The organism is Micromonospora sp. CA-244673 (assembly GCF_050948395.1).
Taxonomy (GTDB): Bacteria; Actinomycetota; Actinomycetes; order Mycobacteriales; family Micromonosporaceae; genus Micromonospora.
On record NZ_CP192019.1, the window covers coordinates 2353247 to 2369901 of the forward strand.

A 16655-nucleotide genomic window follows, 5' to 3' on the forward strand; every position below is an offset into this window, starting at 1 on the left:
TCCGATGCCCGGCGCGGAACAACTCCGGCCCCTCGGCCGGTTGGACAGGACGTCGGCCGGACGGCCGGCGCTTCCCGGCGAGCGGTGAGGAGGCCGGTGTCCCACGATGTCGTCCCTCCGGTGGAGGGCACGGTGCACCCGACAGGCGACGCGGACGGCTCGGTGACCGAGCGCAGCGGCAACCCGCCGGCGCGGGTGACGGGCGCCGGTGCCAGCGGCGGGCCCGACGGGAAGGCGGACGGCGGGGCGGTCGTGGTGCCGTTCCCGACCGACGGCGCGGCGGACCCCACGCCGGCCGGCGGTTTCGCCCTTTCCAACGCGCCGACCGGCCGCAGGGTGCGCGCCCGGCTGGCCCGCTTCAACGCGCCCTGGCAGACCTCGCAGGTCAGCGAGGTGCTGGAGCCGCTGATCGCCACCCACCGCGAGAACCACCCCAAGGCCGACGCCCGGCTGCTCCAGCGCGCCTTCGACACGGCCGCGCGCTGGCACTCGGGTCAGTACCGCAAGTCCGGTGACCCCTACATCACCCACCCGCTCGCGGTGGCGACCATCCTGGGCAACCTCGGTATGGACACCACCACGCTGGTCGCGGCGCTGCTGCACGACACGATCGAGGACACCGAATACACCCTCGACCAGATGCGCGCCGACTTCGGCGGCGAGGTGGCCCTGCTGGTCGACGGCGTCACCAAGCTCGACAAGGTCAAGCTGGGCGACGCGGCCAAGGCGGAGACGATCCGCAAGATGGTCGTGGCCATGGCGAAGGACCCGCGGGTCCTGGTGATCAAGCTGGCCGACCGGCTGCACAACATGCGCACCCTGACCTTCCTGCCCCGGCCCAAGCAGGAGCAGAAGGCCAAGGAGACGCTGGAGATCCTCGCCCCGCTGGCCCACCGCCTCGGTATGAACACCATCAAGTGGGAGCTGGAGGATCTGGCCTTCGGCACCCTGTTCCCGAAGCGGTTCGAGGAGATCAACCGGCTGATCGGGGAGCACCAGCCGCAGCGCGAGGCGCTGCTGCGCCAGGTGACCCAGAAGGTGTCCACCGACCTCAAGGCCGCCAAGATCAAGGCGGAGACCACCGGCCGGCCGAAGCACCTCTACTCGATCTACCAGAAGATGATCGTGCGGGGGCGCGACTTCAACGACATCTACGACCTGGTCGGGGTGCGGATCCTGGTCGACACGGTGCGCGACTGCTACGCGGCGCTGGGCGTCATCCACGCCAACTGGCAGCCGGTGCCGGGCCGGTTCAAGGACTACATCGCCATGCCCAAGTTCAACATGTACCAGTCGTTGCACACGACGGTCATCGGGCCCACCGGCAAGCCGGTGGAGATGCAGATCCGCACCTACGCGATGCACCGCACCGCGGAGTTCGGCATCGCCGCGCACTGGAAGTACAAGGAGCACAAGGGCGTTCCGGTGGTCGGCCCGCCGGCGCACATCGACGAGATGACCTGGCTGCGCCAGCTGCTGGACTGGCAGCGGGAGGCGGCCGACCCGAGCGAGTTCCTCGACGCGCTGCGGTTCGACCTGTCCAGCCAGGAGGTCTACGTCTTCACCCCGAAGGGTGACGTCATCCCGCTGCCGACCGGGTCGACGCCGGTGGACTTCGCGTACGCCGTGCACACCGAGGTCGGGCACAAGTGCATCGGCGCCCGAGTCAACGGCAAGCTGGTGCCGCTGGAGTCGACGCTGTCCAACGGCGACGTGATCGAGATCTTCACCTCGAAGTCCGACACGGCCGGCCCGACGCAGGACTGGCTCGGTTTCGTCAAGAGCCCGCGCGCCCGCACCAAGATCCGCCAGTACTTCAACAAGGAGCGGCGCGAGGAGGCGATCGAGGCCGGCAAGGACTCGATCGTCAAGGCGATGCGCAAGCAGGGCATGCCGTTGCAGCGCATGCTCACCTCGGACGCGCTCATGGCGATCGCCCGGGACCTGCACCTGGCCGACGTGGCCTCGCTCTACGCGGCGGTCGGCGACAGCCAGGTCTCCGCGCAGTCGGTGGTGCAGAAGCTGATGGCCGCGTACGGCGGCGAGGAGGGCGCGGCGGAGGACATCGCCGAGACCGCCGTCGCCACCCGGCCGCCGCGCAGCCGGCAGAGCAGCGCCGACCCGGGCGTGGTGGTCCGCGGGGTCAGCGACGTCTGGATCAAGCTGGCCCGCTGCTGCACCCCGGTCCCGCCGGACGCCGTGTTCGGCTTCGTCACCCGCTCCGGCGGGGTGAGCGTGCACCGGGACGACTGCGCCAACGCCGAGGACCTGCGGGCGCAGAGCGAGCGGGTGGTCGAGGTCAGCTGGAAGCTCACCTCCGCCTCCACGTTCCTGGTGGCCATCCAGGTGGAGGCCCTCGACCGGCACAAGCTCCTCGCGGACGTGACCCGGGTGCTCTCCGACGAGCGGGTCAACATCCTCTCCGCGACGGTCACCACCACCCGGGACCGGGTGGCGGTGAGCCGGTTCAGCTTCGAGATGGCCGACCCGAAGCACCTCGGGCACCTGCTGGCCGCGGTCCGCAAGGTCGACGGCGTCTTCGACGCCTACCGGGTCACCTCGGGCGCCTGACAGCGACAGGGGCACACGGAGAAGCGCCCGCCGGCGGTCTGCCGGCGGGCGCTTCGTCGTCGTGCGGGCGGGTCAGCCGCCCTGGATGTCGCTCAGGCTCATCTTGGTGATGACGATCTCCTTCTTCGGGTGACCGCCGCCGGCCTGCTGGGCGAAGGCGCCGTCGTCACCGGCCGCGGCCACCTGCTTCACCACGTCCATGCCGCCGGTGATGGTGCCGAGCACCGTGTAGTTCGGGTCGAGCTGCGAGTCGCCGTAGACGATGAAGAACTGGCTGCCCGTGCTGCCCGGCTGGCCGGAGTTGGCCATCGCGATGACGCCCTCCGGGTACGGGGGCCGCTTGTTGGTCGGCAGGTTCTCCTCGGCCAGGTTGTAGCTCGGGCCGCCGGTGCCGTCGGTCTCGCGCCAGCCGTTGCCGGTCGCGCTCGGGTCGCCGCACTGGAGCACCTTGATGCCCTCGGTCACGAGCCGGTGGCACTTGGTGTTGTCGAAGAAGCCCTTGCTGGCCAGGTGGGTGAAGCTGCCGGCGGTGCAGGGCACCAGGCCGCGGTCGAGCTTCGCGGTGATCGGGCCCAGGTTGGTGTCGATCGTCATCGTCTGGGCGCCCTTGTTGGCCTGCTGGGCCGGGGGCAGCCCGACGTCCTTGATCTGCTTCGGGCGCCCCTCGGCGGGAACCTCGGTGTAGGCGCACTGGGAGAACCCGTCGCCACCGGCGGCGTTCTGCTTCTTGTCGTCACCGCCGAGCGAGGTGGCGAGCCAGACGGTGCCGGCCACGACGAGCACCAGCACGGCCGCGGCACCGACGATGGCCTGGGTCTGCCGGCGCTTGCGGGCCTTGCCGGCGCGCTCGGCCATCTCCCGCTCGAGGCGGGCCCGCGCCGCCGCGCGCTGCCGCTCTCTCGTGGACGTCACGGTCACTCCTCACATGCTTCTCGGGTACGGCGGTGCTCGCCGCTGCTCAGGATGGGTCAGCCGGCGCTGGGGCTCGCCGCCGGCGCGCTCGTGGCGGCCGGCGCGGCGTTCGGCTCGCCGACGGTGAGGCTCTGGATCACCACGTCCGTCTTCGGCTTGACCTTGGCCCCACTCCCATTGTCCACGGTCGGCAGGGCACCGATCTTCTCCACCACGTCGAGGCCGCCGGTGACCTTGCCGACGACGGTGTACGCCGGCGTCGCCGGGCTGAAGTCCTTGAAGAAGATCAGGAACTGGCTCCCGTTGCTGCCCGGCGGGTTCCCGATCATGGCGACCGTGCCCTTCGGGTACGCCGGGGGCTGCGCCGGCGCCGGCGAGGCCGACGGGCTGGCCTCCGGCGTGGTGGGGACGTTCTCGTTGTAGAACGAGTAGGTCGGGCCGCCGAGGCCGCTGCCGCTCGGGTCGCCACAGCGCAGCGCCCCCTCGGCGGTGATCTCGTGGCACTTGGTGTTGTCGTAGAACGACTTGCCGGCCAGGAACGAGATGCTCGCGGCGCCGCACGGGGCGGCGGCCAGGTCCAGGTCGGCGGTGATCGGGCCGCCCTGGTTGGTCGTGACCGTCATGGCCCGGGTGCCGGAGGTGGGCAGGCCGGTGGTGGCCGGGGTGCCCACGTCCTTGAGGTTGGTGTTGGCCGTGGCGTCCTGCGGCGTCCAGAGGCAGGTGTCCTCGGCGGCCTGCTTCTTCGGCTCGGAGTCGAAGGCGCCGAGCGCCCAGGCCGAGCCGACCACGATCAGCGCGAGCACCACGGCGGCGCCGACGCCGGCCTGGATCTGCCGGCGGCGCTTCGCGGCCGCGGCCCGCCGGGCCAACTGCCGGTCGAGCTTGGCCCGCGCCAGTTTGCGCTGCCGGTCCCTGCTGGAAGCCACCCGTGCTCCCCTTCCTCTACCCTGGTCCTCGCCGGCGCCGGGCGCTGCCCGCCCGCTGTCGCGGAGGTGCGCCACGCCACACGCCCGCCAGAGTGTACGGGTACGGGCTGGGAAAGTGGTGTACGAGGTCGGGCCTCGGTTTATCGGGCGTTGTCACTGTTGCTGGCGGGGCCACCGGGGCCGGTGGTCGGCGAAAGCCGGTGGCCCGTGCGACTAGGCTGCTGACAGGGACGACGACCGGACGGAAGGGGAGCGGACGTGCTCGTGGCCGGCTTTCCCGCGGACGCCTTCGGCACCAACTGCTATGTGGTGGCGACCGCGCCGGGGGAGCAGTGCGTGGTGGTCGACCCCGGCATCGGGGTCCTCGACCGGCTCGACGCCGTGCTCGCCGAGCACCGCCTGCACCCGGCCGCCGTGCTGCTCACCCACGGCCACCTCGACCACACCTTCTCGGTGGCCCCGGTCTGCGGCGCGCGGGGCATCCCCGCGTACGTCCACCCGGAGGACCGGGAGCTGCTGGCCGACCCGGCCAAGGCGCTCTCGATGGACCTCACCCAGCTCTTCGGCGGCCGGCTGCCGTACGCCGAGCCGGAGGACGTGGCGGAGCTGACCGACGGCGCGAGGTTGTCGCTGGCCGGGTTGGAGATCACCGTCGACCACGCTCCGGGCCATACCGGCGGGTCGGTGCTGTTCCGGATGCCCGGCGCCGGCTCGCCCTGGGAGGCCGAGCAGATCTGCCTCTCCGGTGACGTGCTGTTCGCCGGCTCGATCGGCCGCACCGACCTGCCGGGCGGCAGCATGCCCCGCATGCTGGCCAGCCTCCGGGAGAAGGTCCTCCCGCTGGCCGACGACACCGTCGTCCTGCCCGGCCACGGCCCGCAGACCACCATCGGCCGCGAGCGCGCGACCAACCCGTACCTCGTCGAGGTGTCGGGCACCGGCGGCGCGCGCCCGGCCGCGCCCACCCGCGGCCTGTAGCCGCACCCACGACCTCCCCACGCGGTCCGCGTGGGACGCAAGGAGTACGCGATGAGCAAGCCCACGCCCATCTCCGGTTTCCCGGAGTGGACGCCCGCCCAGCGGATGATCGAGCAGTTCGTGCTGGACCGGATCCGCGCCACCTTCGAGCTGTACGGCTTCGCGCCGCTGGAGACCCGCTCGGTCGAGCCCCTCGACCAGCTGCTGCGCAAGGGGGAGACCTCGAAGGAGGTCTACGTGCTGCGCCGGCTGCAGGCCGACACCGACGGTCCCGCCGGTGACGACGCGCTCGGCCTGCACTTCGACCTGACCGTGCCGTTCGCCCGGTACGTGCTGGAGAACGCCGGCAAGCTCCAGTTCCCGTTCCGCCGCTACCAGATCCAGAAGGTGTGGCGGGGCGAGCGCCCGCAGGAGGGGCGCTACCGGGAGTTCCTCCAGGCCGACATCGACATCGTCGACCGGGACACCCTGCCGGCCCACTACGAGGCCGAGATGCCGCTGGTGATCGGCGACGCGCTGCGCTCGCTGCCGATCCCGCCGGTGCGGATCCAGGTCAACAACCGCAAGATCTGCGAGGGCTTCTACCGGGGCGTCGGGCTGACCGACCCCGAGGCGGCGCTGCGGGCGGTCGACAAGCTCGACAAGATCGGCCCCGCGAAGGTGGCCGAGCTGCTGGCGGAGACCGCCGGGGCGAGCGAGGCGCAGGCCAAGGCGGTCCTGGCCCTCGCGGAGATCTCCGCGCCGGACGCCTCGTTCGCCGACGCGGTGCGCGCCCTCGGGGTGACCGACCCGCTGCTGGACGAGGGCATCGCGGAGCTGGTCGGGGTCGTGGAGACCGCCGCCGCGCACTCGCCCGGTCTCTGCGTCGCCGACCTGCGGATCGCCCGCGGCCTGGACTACTACACCGGCACGGTCTACGAGACGCAGATGATCGGCTACGAGCGGTTCGGCTCGGTCTGCTCCGGTGGCCGGTACGACAACCTGGCGAGTTCCGGCGCCACCCGCTTCCCGGGGGTGGGCATCTCGATCGGGGTGACCCGGCTGCTCGGCCTGCTCTTCGGCGCGGGCGGGCTGTCGGTGTCCCGGGACGTGCCGACCTGCGTGCTGGTCGCGGTGACCGCCGAGGAGGAGCGGGCGGCCAGCAACCGGGTGGCCGAGGCGCTGCGCTCGCGGGGCATCCCGACCGAGGTGTCGCCGAGCGCGGCCAAGTTCGGCAAGCAGATCCGGTACGCCGAGCGGCGCGGGATCCCGTACGTCTGGTTCCCCGGCGCCGAGGGCGACGAGGTGAAGGACATCCGCTCGGGCGAGCAGGTGGCCGCCGCGGCGGGGGAGTGGACGCCGCCCCGGGCCGACCTGAAACCGCTGGTCGGACCCGCGACCGCTGGCGCCTGACGACGATTGGACCTACGGTGGCGTAAGTTACGCCACCGTAGGGAGATCGCCGTGACCGTGCTCAGCCAGACCGCCCTGCTCCTCGAACTCGAACCCGTGGTCGAGAAGAACCTCGACCGGCACCTGTCGCTGGCCAAGGAGTGGTTCCCGCACGAGTACGTGCCGTGGAGCGAGGGGCGGACCTTCGACGGCCCGCTCGGCGGCGAGCCGTGGGCGGAGGGCGACTCGGCCATCCCCGAGGTGGCCCGGACCGCGCTGATCGTCAACCTGCTCACCGAGGACAACCTGCCCTCGTACCACCACGAGATCGCCCAGCTGTTCGGGCGGGACGGCGCGTGGGGGACCTGGGTGCACCGGTGGACCGCCGAGGAGGGGCGGCACGGCACGGCGATCCGCGACTACCTGACGGTGACCCGGGCGGTCGACCCGGTGGCCCTGGAGCGGGCCCGGATGACGCACATGTCGGCGGGCTACGTGAACACCCACGACGACGAGGTGCTGCACTCGCTGGCGTACGTCTCGTTCCAGGAGCTGGCCACCCGGATCTCGCACCGCAACACCGGCCGGGCGACCGGCGACCCGGCCTGCGAGGCGCTGCTGTCCCGGGTGGCCGCCGACGAGAACCTGCACATGGTCTTCTACCGCAACCTGCTCGGGGCCGCCATCGAGCTGGCACCGAGCCAGGCCATGCGGGCCGTGGCCGACGTGCTGGCCGACTTCCAGATGCCGGGCGTGGGCATCGACGGCTTCGCCCGCAAGTCGGTGGCGATCGCCCTGGCCGGCATCTACGACCTGCGGCAGCACCGGGACGAGGTCGTGGTGCCGGTGCTGCGCCAGTGGAACCTGTTCGAGGCGACCGGCCTGGACGCCGACGGCGAGGCCGCCCGCGACCAGATCGCCGCCCAGCTGGAGAGCCTGGAGACCCAGGCGGCCCGGTTCGAGGAGAAGCGCGCGGCCCGCGCCGCCCGCCTCGCCGCGGCGCGCTGAGCGCGGGCTTCGGGCGCGGCCGCCGCCGGCTCTCGGGACGGCGGCCGGCGCCCGGAGCCGCTCTCGCGCTCCACGCCGGCCCCGGTCAGGCCGGCTGGTCGAGGGGGAAGAGCAGGCAGCTCGACGTGGCGTGGGCGATCAGCCGGTCCCGCCCGTCGGTCAGCCGGGCCTCGGCCAGGGCGGTGCGGCGGCCCCGCTGGAGCACGGTGCCCTCGCAGCGCAGGGTGCCGCTCGCGACGGTGACGGGGCGGAGGAACTTCACGTTCAGGTCCAGCGAGGTGTAGCCGACGCCGGCCGGCAGGGTGGTGTGCACGGCGCACGCGGCGGCGGTGTCCAGCAGCGTGGAGAGGACGCCGCCGTGCACGGTGCCGAGCGGGTTGTAGTGGAACTCCTGCGGCACCAGCTCGACCGCGACGCGGCCCTCGTCGGCCTCCATGCGGGCCATGTCGATGAGGTGCATGACCGGCGGCGCGGCCAGCTCCCCGGCGATCATCGCGCGGAGCAGCTCCAGGCCGCCGCGCCGACCGATGTGGGCGGCCCCGGCGACCGGGTCGGACCAGGTGAAGGTGCGGCTGCGCTCCTGCGTCTGTGTCATGGACTCAGCCTCGCAGCGCGTTGCTGAGTCTGTCAATCAGACCTAGCCTGGTCGGCATGAGACCCGCGGCACTGGACTGGTCGGTGGAGAACTGCACGATCGCCCGCGCCATGGAGATCCTCGGCGAGCGGTGGACCCTGGTCGTGCTCCGAGAGGTCTTCAACGGCGTGCGCCGCTTCGACGACATGCGGGTGCGCACCGGCATCCCCCGGCAGGTGCTCACCAACCGGCTGGCCATGCTGGTCGAGCAGGGGGTGCTGCGCCGGGAGCCGTACCGGGAGCCGGGCAGCCGGCTGCGGCACGAGTACCGGCTCACCGACAAGGGCCTCGACCTCTGGCCGGTGCTGGTGGCGGTGCTCGGCTGGGGCGACCGCTACCTGGCCGATCCGGACGGCTCGCCGCTGGCCGTGGCCCACCGCGACTGCGGCGCCGAGGTGCGGGTGGCGCTGCGCTGCGCTGCGGGCCACGAGCTGACCGACCCGCGCGACGTGCTGCCGCGACCCGGCCCGGGGGCCCGCCGCCGGGCCTGAGCGGACCGGCCGGCTCTGACAGCCGATGTCGATGATGTTGCTTCGCGGTTACATCGCACAGCCCTGCGAATTCGGGCAAAGCCATGTCTTGCTTACGATCTTAAATATGTGAATACTTTGGTGACCCGGCCGGTTTCCCCAGGTCGGCCGGGTTGTCCCCGGGCACGTCCGCATGACAGTGCCCGTCACCCCCATCCGGAGGTTGTTACATGCGACCCACGAGGTCCACGCTCCGCCGCGCCATGGTCGTCGCGGTGGCCGGCACCCTGGTCACCGGATCACTGCTCGGCGCTCCCGCCCAGGCGGCCCCCGCCTCGCCCGCCTCGCCCGACGCCGCCGCCGCCCTCGCCACGAAGCTCGGTGACCGCGCCGCCGGCGCGTACGCCGACAGCAGCGGCAAGATGGTCGTCGCGGTGACCGACGCCGCGGCCGCCCGCCAGGTCCGCGCCGCCGGCGCCACGCCGAAGCTCGTCACCCGGGGCGCCGACAAGCTCCGTTCCGCCACCGCGGAGCTGGAGAGGTCCGCCAAGATCCCGGGCACCGCCTGGTGGACCGACGCCGTCACCAACCAGGTCGTCGTCTCCGTCGACAGCACCGTCACCGGCGCCAAGCTGGAGCGGGTCAAGGCCGCGGCCGCGCGTACCGGCGGCACGGTCCGGATCGAGGCCGAGGCCGGCGTGCTCAGCACCCGGATCTCCGGCGGCCAGGCCATCTACACCGGTGGCTACCGCTGCTCGCTGGGCTTCAACGTGCGCAGCGGCTCGACCTACTACTTCCTGACCGCCGGCCACTGCACCAACCTGGGCTCGACCTGGTACTCGAACTCCGGCCAGACCAGCGTGCTGGGCACCCGTACCGGCACCAGCTTCCCGGGCAACGACTACGGCATCGTGCGGCACAGCAACTCGGCCAACGCGACCGGCAACGTGTACCTCTACAACGGCACCTACCAGGACATCACCACGGCCGGCAACGCCTACGTCGGCCAGTCGGTCCGGCGCTCCGGCAGCACCACCGGCGTGCGCAGCGGCTCGGTGACCGCTTTGAACGCCACCGTCAACTACGCCGAGGGCAGCGTCTCCGGCCTGATCCGCACCACCGTCTGCGCCGAGGGCGGCGACAGTGGCGGCTCGCTCTTCGCCGGCAGCACCGCGCTGGGCCTCACCTCCGGTGGCAGCGGCAACTGCTCCTCCGGCGGCACCACCTACTTCCAGCCGGTCACCGAGGTGCTGAGCCGCTACGGCGTCAGCGTCTTCTGACCGATCGCACGTGAACGGGCCGCCGGGCGACCGGCGGCCCGTCCGCGTGCGGATCACCGGACCGGGCGCCGCCGGGACTCCTCCGCCACCGGCGGGTCGGGGCGCCGCGCCGACCAGCTGCGGTGGGCCCGGCGGGCGGAGAGGACCGCGGCCAGCGGCCAGAGCGCGACGGCCAGCGCGGCCACCCGCTCGGCCAGCCCGGTCCGCGAGCCGCCGGTCACCTCGACGACGAACCAGCCGAAGAGGACCAGCAGCAGCGCGGTCGCGGCCAGCGCCACCGGCGGGCGGAACGCCCACGGCGGCGTGCCGGCTGGCGTGGCGGCCACGCCACGGCGGACGGCCCGGGGCAGCCGCAACGCCGACCCGGCCGGCCAGAGCGACAGGGCCAGCACCGCTACGGTCGCCACCGTCCCGTGCGCCGGCGATCCGCCGACCTGCGGCCGGGGGAAGGCGATCAGCGCGATGGTGGCCGTCCCCCCGAGCGCGAGCAGGAACCGGCTGGGCAGCCCGGCCGCGTGCAGGACCAGTGCCGTGCCCACGTAGCAGCAGCCGAGCAGCACCAGGCAGGCCGCCATCAGCCACGAGTCGGTCGCGCCCTCGCCGGCGAGCTCGCTGATCGTGTCCCGGACCGGGTCGTAGCCGGGCGGCTGCCGGGCCCCGGCCACCGTCCAACCCGCCACCAGCAGGACCGGCGCCGCCGCCGCCGTGGCCACGGCCCAGCTCGGTACGGCACGCACCCGGCCACGGTAACCGCCGCGACCGGCCCCGGCCCGGGGTTCGCGGCGGCCCGTCCCGCCGGGTGCCGGGGAGCCGGCCCGCCCGTCCTGACAGAATGCGGGAAGCAGACGTGGACCAGATGAGGAGACGCAAGCCGTGATCCGTACCCACAATGCCGGAAGCCTGCGCGCCGCGGACGCCGGCTCGACGGTGACGCTCGCCGGGTGGGTGGCCCGCCGGCGCGACCACGGCGGTGTCATCTTCGTCGACCTGCGCGACGCCTCCGGCGTCGTGCAGGTGGTGTTCCGCGAGGAGGACGCGCACGCGCTGCGCAACGAGTTCTGCGTCAAGGTGACCGGCGAGGTGACCCGCCGCCCCGAGGGCAACGAGAACCCGGACCTGCCCACCGGCGAGGTCGAGGTGACCGCGACCGCGCTGGAGGTGCTCTCCGAGGCCGCGCCGCTGCCGCTGCCCGTCGACGACCAGATCGAGGCCGGCGACGACATCCGGCTCAAGTACCGCTACCTCGACCTGCGCCGCGGTGGCCCGGCGAAGGCCATGCGGCTGCGCTCGCGGGCCAACCAGCTGGCCCGCGCGGTGCTGCACGAGCGGGACTTCCTGGAGATCGAGACCCCGACGCTGACCCGCTCCACCCCGGAGGGCGCCCGCGACTTCCTGGTCCCGGTCCGCCTCCAGCCCGGCAGCTGGTACGCGCTGCCGCAGTCGCCGCAGCTGTTCAAGCAGCTGCTCATGGTCGGCGGCATGGAGCGCTACTACCAGATCGCCCGCTGCTACCGCGACGAGGACTTCCGCGCCGACCGGCAGCCGGAGTTCACCCAGCTCGACATCGAGATGTCCTTCGTCACCGAGGACGACGTGATCGACCTCGGCGAGGCGATCGTGGCGAAGCTCTGGTCCGACCTGGCCGGCTACGAGATCCCCCGGCCGATCCCGCGGATCACCTGGCACGACGCCATGTCCCGGTACGGCTCGGACAAGCCGGACCTGCGCTACGGCGTCGAGCTGACCGAGCTGACCGACTACCTGCGCGGCACCGAGTTCCGGGTGTTCGCCGGCGCGATCGACGCGGGCGGCTACGTCGGCGCCGTGGTCATGCCGGGCGGGGCGAGCCAGACCCGCAAGGAGCTGGACGGCTGGCAGGACTGGGCCAAGGCGCGCGGCGCGCGGGGCCTCGCGTACGTGGTGCTCGACGCGGAGACCGGCGAGGCGCGCGGCCCGGTGGCCAAGAACCTCTCCGAGGCGCACCTGGCCGGCCTGGCCGACGCGGTCGGCGCGAAGCCCGGCGACGCCGTCTTCTTCGCCGCCGGCACCGACGCCCGGGAGGCGCAGGAGCTGCTCGGCGCCGCCCGGATCGAGATCGCCAAGCGGGCCAAGCTGGTCGACGAGAGCGCCTGGGCCTTCTGCTGGGTCGTGGACGCGCCCATGTTCGAGAAGACGGACGAGGGCGGCTGGACCGCCGTGCACCACCCGTTCACCTCGCCGAACGCCGACTGGGTGGACCGGTTCGAGGAGGCTCCGGACCGGGCGCTGGCCTACGCGTACGACATCGTCTGCAACGGCAACGAGATCGGCGGCGGCTCGATCCGTATCCACCGCGGCGACGTGCAGCAGCGGGTGTTCGACCTGCTCGGCATCACCGCCGACGAGGCACAGGACAAGTTCGGCTTCCTGCTGGAGGCGTTCAAGTACGGCGCGCCGCCGCACGGCGGCATCGCGTTCGGCTGGGACCGGGTCTGCATGCTGCTGGCCGGCGCGGACTCGATCCGCGAGGTCATCGCCTTCCCGAAGACCCGCGGCGGCTTCGACCCGCTGACCGGCGCGCCGACGCCGATCACCGGCCAGCAGCGCGCCGAGGCCGGCATCGACGCCAAGCCGAAGGCGCCCACCGGCCCGCACGCCGGCACCGCCGGCCCGGCCGCCCCGGTGGCCGACCCGACCTGACCCACCGCTCCTCGCCGCCGATCATGAGGTTGGCCGTGGCCGCTCCGGCGTGTCGCGCCGCTTACCTCATGATCGGCGTGTGCGAGGGGTGGGTGGGTCGAGCTGGGCTCAGGCTGGCCGGCGTGCGGCGTGGGTGCGGATGAGTTCCTCGACACCGCGGCGGAAGGTCTCGGAGATCAGCGCGGGGTCGAAGAGGCAGCCGGCTGCCATGGCCCCGTCGCGGAGCATGACGAAATGCCGCGCGGCGGATTCGGCCCCGGTCTCGTCAATGCTCGCCAGCAGGGTGTTGATCGTGTCGAGGAACCACTGCCGGTGCGCGAGGACGGCCTGGTGCACGGGGTGGTCGGGGTCGGGATACTCCGCCACGGCGTTCAGGAAGGCGCAGCCGCGGAAGCCGGCGGACTGGATGTCCCCGGCGATCGACTCCGCGACGGCCCGGAGGGCGTCGGGCGCCGGAAGGGCGGCGGCGGAGGCCGCGTCCACCTGGTCACGGATGGCTTGATCCGCCGCCTGCAGATACGCGAGGACGAGGTCCTCCTTGCCCGGGAAGTGCCGGTAGAACGTCGCCCGGGTCACTTTCGCCTCGGCGATGATCCGGTCGACACCCACCGAGTGGATTCCCTCGCCGTAGAAAACCCTGGTCGCGGTGGCGAGGAGCCGCTGTCGCGCCTCGGACGGCCGGACGCCGGATTCGCTGCGTGCCATGAGGCCCACGATAACGAACAGAACGTTCGGTCACTACTTCCGACCGGGCGGGTGGGTAGAACGTTCGGTCTTGACGATGCGGCGCATGGCCGCTACCTTGACAACAAGACAGAACGTTCGTTCTACCTGGCGGCGCTCCGGTCGCATGCCCCTGCTGGACGCGGCCCCCCTCGGGCGCCACCGAAAGGATCACCATGACCACCGTTGCCGCACCCCGCATCTCGACGACGGCGTCCGCCTTGCGGCGGCTGTACTTCGTCCGCTTCGCCTTCGCCATCGTCTGGGCCGGCGTGACGTTTGCGATCGCCGGAGACCTCACCCCACTCGCTGTCACGCTCTTCGTGATCTACCCGCTGTTCGACGTGGCCGCCGCCGTCATCGACGCCCGCGCGTCGCGCGCCACCGGATCGCCCACCCTGCTCCACGTGAACATCGCGGTCAGCCTGCTCGCCGCGATCGGCCTGGCCGTCGCCGGCACCTCCGGTGTCCCGGCGATGCTGCAGGTCTGGGGTGCCTGGGCGATCGTGGCCGGGCTGGTGCAGCTGCTCGTGGGGGTGACCCGCCGCAGCCTGGGCGGCCAGTGGCCGATGATCATCAGCGGTGGTCTCTCCGTGCTCGCCGGCGGCTCGTTCGTCGCGGCCGCCGCCGCGGACAACCCGGCGCTGGCCAACGCGATCGGCTACGCCATCCCCGGCGCCATCTTCTTCCTCATCTCGGCCGTCCGCCTCGGCCGCGCCGCGAAGGCGAACTGACCTGGAGAACCCGGGTACGACGTGGTCGTCATCGGCGCGGGGCCGGTCGGGCTGGCGGCGGGTCACGCCTCGGGGTCGCGATCGCCGGATGCCTCCCGTTCGATCGGCGAGGCGGAAGGCTCCAGCGGCCGTCCCCGACTTCGCAGCGCGTCGAGCAGCGCGACGAGGGCCAGCACTCCGGCCACCACGCTCAGCCCGACCATCGGTGCCCAGCGGGCCAACGCCGGCGTGAGCAGCAGCAGGGCCACCAAGCCGCTCACCCGGGATAGGGAAACCCGGCCGAAGATCTCGTACTCCAGCAGCGTGCGGGCGACGAGGAAGAGCACTGGGCCGCCCACCACGAACAGAAGCCAACTGGGCCGCGACGGCCCGTACGGGTGATCGATCACCAACTCGTAGCCGACCGCGGTGACGAGCACGCTGAGCACGATCAGCAAATGCGTCCGTTCCGACACCGTGCCCAGCCGGCCGGGCATACCCGCCCGACCCAGCGCCTCGGTCAGCAGCAGACCGGCGCGGTGGTAGTAGATCCGCCAAATCAGCGCGCTGGTGGCGAACGCGACCCCGAAGGCCGCTGCCCGCACCGAGGAGTAGTCCGTGCCGCTGAAAACCAGGCCGATGACCAGGATCGTCTCACCGAGTGCGACGAGGAACATCTGCTGGTGACGATCGGCAAGATGCGTCCCGGCGATCCGCCAGCGGCGCACCGCTGAGGCCCCGACCCGCGGCAGCGGCCAGCCCAGGACCCAGGCGAGGTAGTCGACGGTGAGGGCGGCAGCCCACAGCGGCAGGCGAAGTGGTTCCGGGCCCAGCGCGCCGACCAGCCAGAGCGGCGCGCTCGCCGCAGCCCAGGCGGCGAGCCGGAACGGCACCAGTCGTCGCGGATGGCCACGCAGCGCGGCGGCGATCACCAGCGGCCGCACCAACATCACCATCAGGTATGCGGCCGCGAACGGCAGCGCCCGCTCCTCCATGGCTCGTGGCAACGTCACGGCCATGACCAGGCCGGCGAGCATGGTGCCGACCACGACGGCCTGGATGATCGACCGCTCTGGTTCGTAGCGACTGGTGATCCAGGTGGTGTGCGACCAGATCAGCCACAGCGCCAGGAAGAGCAGCAGGGTACGACCGAGCCCTGCGACGAGCGCCCAGCCGGTGTCACCGCTCAGGTCGACGAATCGTTGCGTGACCCGGGTGAGGGCCACGACGAAGGCCAGGTCGAAGAAGAGCTCCAGGAACGTGGCGCGGCCCGAACTCGTGGGCGGGCGCAGCAGGTCGGCACCGCGTCCCGCCGCCATCATCCGCCTCCGTCCACCACTCGTCGCACAAACGAGCCAGCCGCCGGAGACGTTGCGTCAGCCTTCGACGGTGACCCCTCACCCCGCCGCGGTGACACCTGGCGAAATCGGAACTCCAGCCGGGGCGCCGAGCCGGCTGGGGCGGTGCCCGTTCACCGCGTCATGATGACGCGGGCTTTCGACGGCTGGAGGACGGGATGAACCTGCTCGTGGTGGGGGCCAGCGGCTTCCTCGGCGCCGAGGTGTGCCGGCAGGCGGTCGCCGCCGGGCACCGGGTGACCGGCACGTACCACTCGGCCGCCGTCGCGGTGCCGGGCGTCGCGCCGCGCCGGCTCGACGTCACCGACCGGGCCGCCGTGCGCGCGCTGCTGACCGGGGTACGTCCCGACGCCGTCGTGGCCACCCCCTACCGGTACGACGACTGGCGGGTCACCGCGGACGGGGCGGCCCACATCGCGTGCGCCGCCGCCGAGGTGGGGGCGCGGCTGGTGCACCTGTCCAGCGACGCGCTGCACGCCGGCCGGCCGACGCCGTACGCCGACGACGACGTGCCCACGCCGCTGCACCCGTACGGGGCGGCGAAGGCGGCCGCCGAGACGGCGGTGCGCGCGCTCGATCCGGGCGCGGTGCTGGTGCGGACCTCGTTGATCGTGGGGGAGGGGAGCAAGCAGATCCAGCTCTGCCGGGACGCTCTGGCCGGCCGGGCCGTCCTCCTCACCGACGAGGCCCGCTGCCCCGTGCACGTGACCGACCTGGCCGCGGCGGTGCTCGAACTGGTGCCCACCGACCTGGCCGGCCCGCTCAACGTGGCCGGCCCGGAGGCGGCCAGCCGCGCCGAGATGGGGCTGCTGGTGGCCCGGCACGAGGGCCTCGACCCGGCGGGCCTGAAGACGGCGACCATCGCCGAGGCCGGCCTGCACCGCCCCGCCCAGGTGCGCCTCGACTCTTCGCGGGCGGCCGGCCTGCTGCGTACCCGGTTGCGTGGCATCAGCGAGGTGCTGGCCTGAGCCCGGTGCTGGCCTGAGCCTTCCCATGCACAACTTCTGTGCAAAACTCTTGTGCATAGAAACT

15 protein-coding genes are annotated in these 16655 nt (G+C 72.5%); 9 read left to right on the forward strand and 6 right to left on the reverse strand.

The genetic code is table 11. The features are described from left to right. Nucleotides 1–120: 120 nt before the first annotated feature. Nucleotides 121–2571, forward strand: a complete 2451-nt coding sequence (locus ACQP12_RS11040) for a RelA/SpoT family protein (RefSeq protein ID WP_433289217.1) — start codon at nt 121–123, stop codon at nt 2569–2571. A gap of 72 nt (nt 2572–2643) precedes the next feature. Here the strand turns inward: ACQP12_RS11040 and ACQP12_RS11045 are convergent, their stop codons facing one another. Then, the gene (locus ACQP12_RS11045) at nt 2644–3483 is read right to left on the reverse strand and encodes a peptidylprolyl isomerase (protein ID WP_357946101.1); all 840 of its coding nucleotides are present in this window, start codon (nt 3481–3483) and stop codon (nt 2644–2646) included. 56 nt (nt 3484–3539) lie between these two features. Continuing rightward, nucleotides 3540–4409, reverse strand: a complete 870-nt coding sequence (locus tag ACQP12_RS11050; protein WP_357946098.1) for a peptidylprolyl isomerase — start codon at nt 4407–4409, stop codon at nt 3540–3542. 258 nt (nt 4410–4667) lie between these two features. On the opposite strand from ACQP12_RS11050, the gene ACQP12_RS11055 reads away from it, so the two are divergent. Genes ACQP12_RS11055 through ACQP12_RS11065 form a run of 3 tightly spaced genes read left to right on the forward strand, consistent with a single transcriptional unit; the run spans nt 4668 to nt 7766 of the window. Next, complete coding sequence (locus tag ACQP12_RS11055) at nt 4668–5387, forward strand: MBL fold metallo-hydrolase (protein ID WP_433287193.1); 720 nt, start codon at nt 4668–4670, stop codon at nt 5385–5387. Between the two features lie 51 nt (nt 5388–5438). Continuing rightward, the gene (hisS, locus tag ACQP12_RS11060) at nt 5439–6779 is read left to right on the forward strand and encodes a histidine--tRNA ligase (protein WP_433287195.1); all 1341 of its coding nucleotides are present in this window, start codon (nt 5439–5441) and stop codon (nt 6777–6779) included. A 51-nt stretch (nt 6780–6830) separates the two neighbouring features. Then, nucleotides 6831–7766, forward strand: coding sequence for an acyl-ACP desaturase (locus ACQP12_RS11065; RefSeq protein ID WP_433287197.1), 936 nt, complete (start codon nt 6831–6833; stop codon nt 7764–7766). Between the two features lie 85 nt (nt 7767–7851). Here ACQP12_RS11065 and ACQP12_RS11070 read toward each other — a convergent pair whose 3' ends face one another. Further along, nucleotides 7852–8361 (reverse strand): PaaI family thioesterase, encoded by a 510-nt coding sequence (locus ACQP12_RS11070; protein WP_357946088.1) that lies wholly within the window; start codon nt 8359–8361, stop codon nt 7852–7854. Nucleotides 8362–8417: 56 nt separating this feature from the next. Between ACQP12_RS11070 and ACQP12_RS11075 the strand changes: the two genes are divergently transcribed. Together ACQP12_RS11075 and ACQP12_RS11080 are read left to right on the forward strand one after the other, a co-directional pair. Beyond that, complete coding sequence (locus ACQP12_RS11075; RefSeq protein WP_433287199.1) at nt 8418–8891, forward strand: winged helix-turn-helix transcriptional regulator; 474 nt, start codon at nt 8418–8420, stop codon at nt 8889–8891. 209 nt (nt 8892–9100) lie between these two features. Continuing rightward, entirely contained in the window at nt 9101–10150 is a 1050-nt protein-coding gene (locus tag ACQP12_RS11080) for a S1 family peptidase (RefSeq protein ID WP_357946082.1), read from the forward strand. A 53-nt stretch (nt 10151–10203) separates the two neighbouring features. Here the strand turns inward: ACQP12_RS11080 and ACQP12_RS11085 are convergent, their stop codons facing one another. Further along, the gene (locus ACQP12_RS11085) at nt 10204–10887 is read right to left on the reverse strand and encodes a DUF998 domain-containing protein (RefSeq protein ID WP_433287201.1); all 684 of its coding nucleotides are present in this window, start codon (nt 10885–10887) and stop codon (nt 10204–10206) included. A 136-nt stretch (nt 10888–11023) separates the two neighbouring features. Between ACQP12_RS11085 and aspS the strand changes: the two genes are divergently transcribed. Continuing rightward, nucleotides 11024–12829: an aspartate--tRNA ligase gene (gene aspS, locus ACQP12_RS11090; RefSeq protein ID WP_433287203.1), complete on the forward strand. Its 1806-nt coding sequence runs from the start codon at nt 11024–11026 to the stop codon at nt 12827–12829. Nucleotides 12830–12937: 108 nt separating this feature from the next. Here aspS and ACQP12_RS11095 read toward each other — a convergent pair whose 3' ends face one another. Next, nucleotides 12938–13534, reverse strand: coding sequence for a TetR/AcrR family transcriptional regulator (locus ACQP12_RS11095; RefSeq protein WP_433287205.1), 597 nt, complete (start codon nt 13532–13534; stop codon nt 12938–12940). A 194-nt stretch (nt 13535–13728) separates the two neighbouring features. Between ACQP12_RS11095 and ACQP12_RS11100 the strand changes: the two genes are divergently transcribed. Then, complete coding sequence (locus ACQP12_RS11100) at nt 13729–14286, forward strand: hypothetical protein (protein WP_433287207.1); 558 nt, start codon at nt 13729–13731, stop codon at nt 14284–14286. Between the two features lie 62 nt (nt 14287–14348). Here ACQP12_RS11100 and ACQP12_RS11105 read toward each other — a convergent pair whose 3' ends face one another. After that, on the reverse strand, nt 14349–15584 hold the full coding sequence (locus tag ACQP12_RS11105; RefSeq protein WP_433287209.1) for a low temperature requirement protein A: 1236 nt from the start codon (nt 15582–15584) through the stop codon (nt 14349–14351). A 197-nt stretch (nt 15585–15781) separates the two neighbouring features. On the opposite strand from ACQP12_RS11105, the gene ACQP12_RS11110 reads away from it, so the two are divergent. Continuing rightward, the gene (locus ACQP12_RS11110) at nt 15782–16591 is read left to right on the forward strand and encodes an SDR family oxidoreductase (protein WP_433287211.1); all 810 of its coding nucleotides are present in this window, start codon (nt 15782–15784) and stop codon (nt 16589–16591) included. Nucleotides 16592–16655 lie beyond the last annotated feature (64 nt).

What these genes read in the sequence shown, in the direction of transcription:
- ACQP12_RS11075 (WP_433287199.1), top strand. Translation starts at nt 8,418, where the DNA reads ATGAGACCCGCGGCACTGGACTGGTCGGTGGAGAACTGCACGATCGCC.
- ACQP12_RS11080 (WP_357946082.1), top strand. Translation starts at nt 9,101, where the DNA reads ATGCGACCCACGAGGTCCACGCTCCGCCGCGCCATGGTCGTCGCGGTG.
- ACQP12_RS11095 (WP_433287205.1), bottom strand. Translation starts at nt 13,534, where the DNA reads ATGGCACGCAGCGAATCCGGCGTCCGGCCGTCCGAGGCGCGACAGCGG.
- ACQP12_RS11105 (WP_433287209.1), bottom strand. Translation starts at nt 15,584, where the DNA reads ATGGCGGCGGGACGCGGTGCCGACCTGCTGCGCCCGCCCACGAGTTCG.
- ACQP12_RS11110 (WP_433287211.1), top strand. Translation starts at nt 15,782, where the DNA reads ATGAACCTGCTCGTGGTGGGGGCCAGCGGCTTCCTCGGCGCCGAGGTG.
- ACQP12_RS11070 (WP_357946088.1), bottom strand. Translation starts at nt 8,361, where the DNA reads ATGACACAGACGCAGGAGCGCAGCCGCACCTTCACCTGGTCCGACCCG.
- ACQP12_RS11100 (WP_433287207.1), top strand. Translation starts at nt 13,729, where the DNA reads ATGACCACCGTTGCCGCACCCCGCATCTCGACGACGGCGTCCGCCTTG.
- hisS (WP_433287195.1), top strand. Translation starts at nt 5,439, where the DNA reads ATGAGCAAGCCCACGCCCATCTCCGGTTTCCCGGAGTGGACGCCCGCC.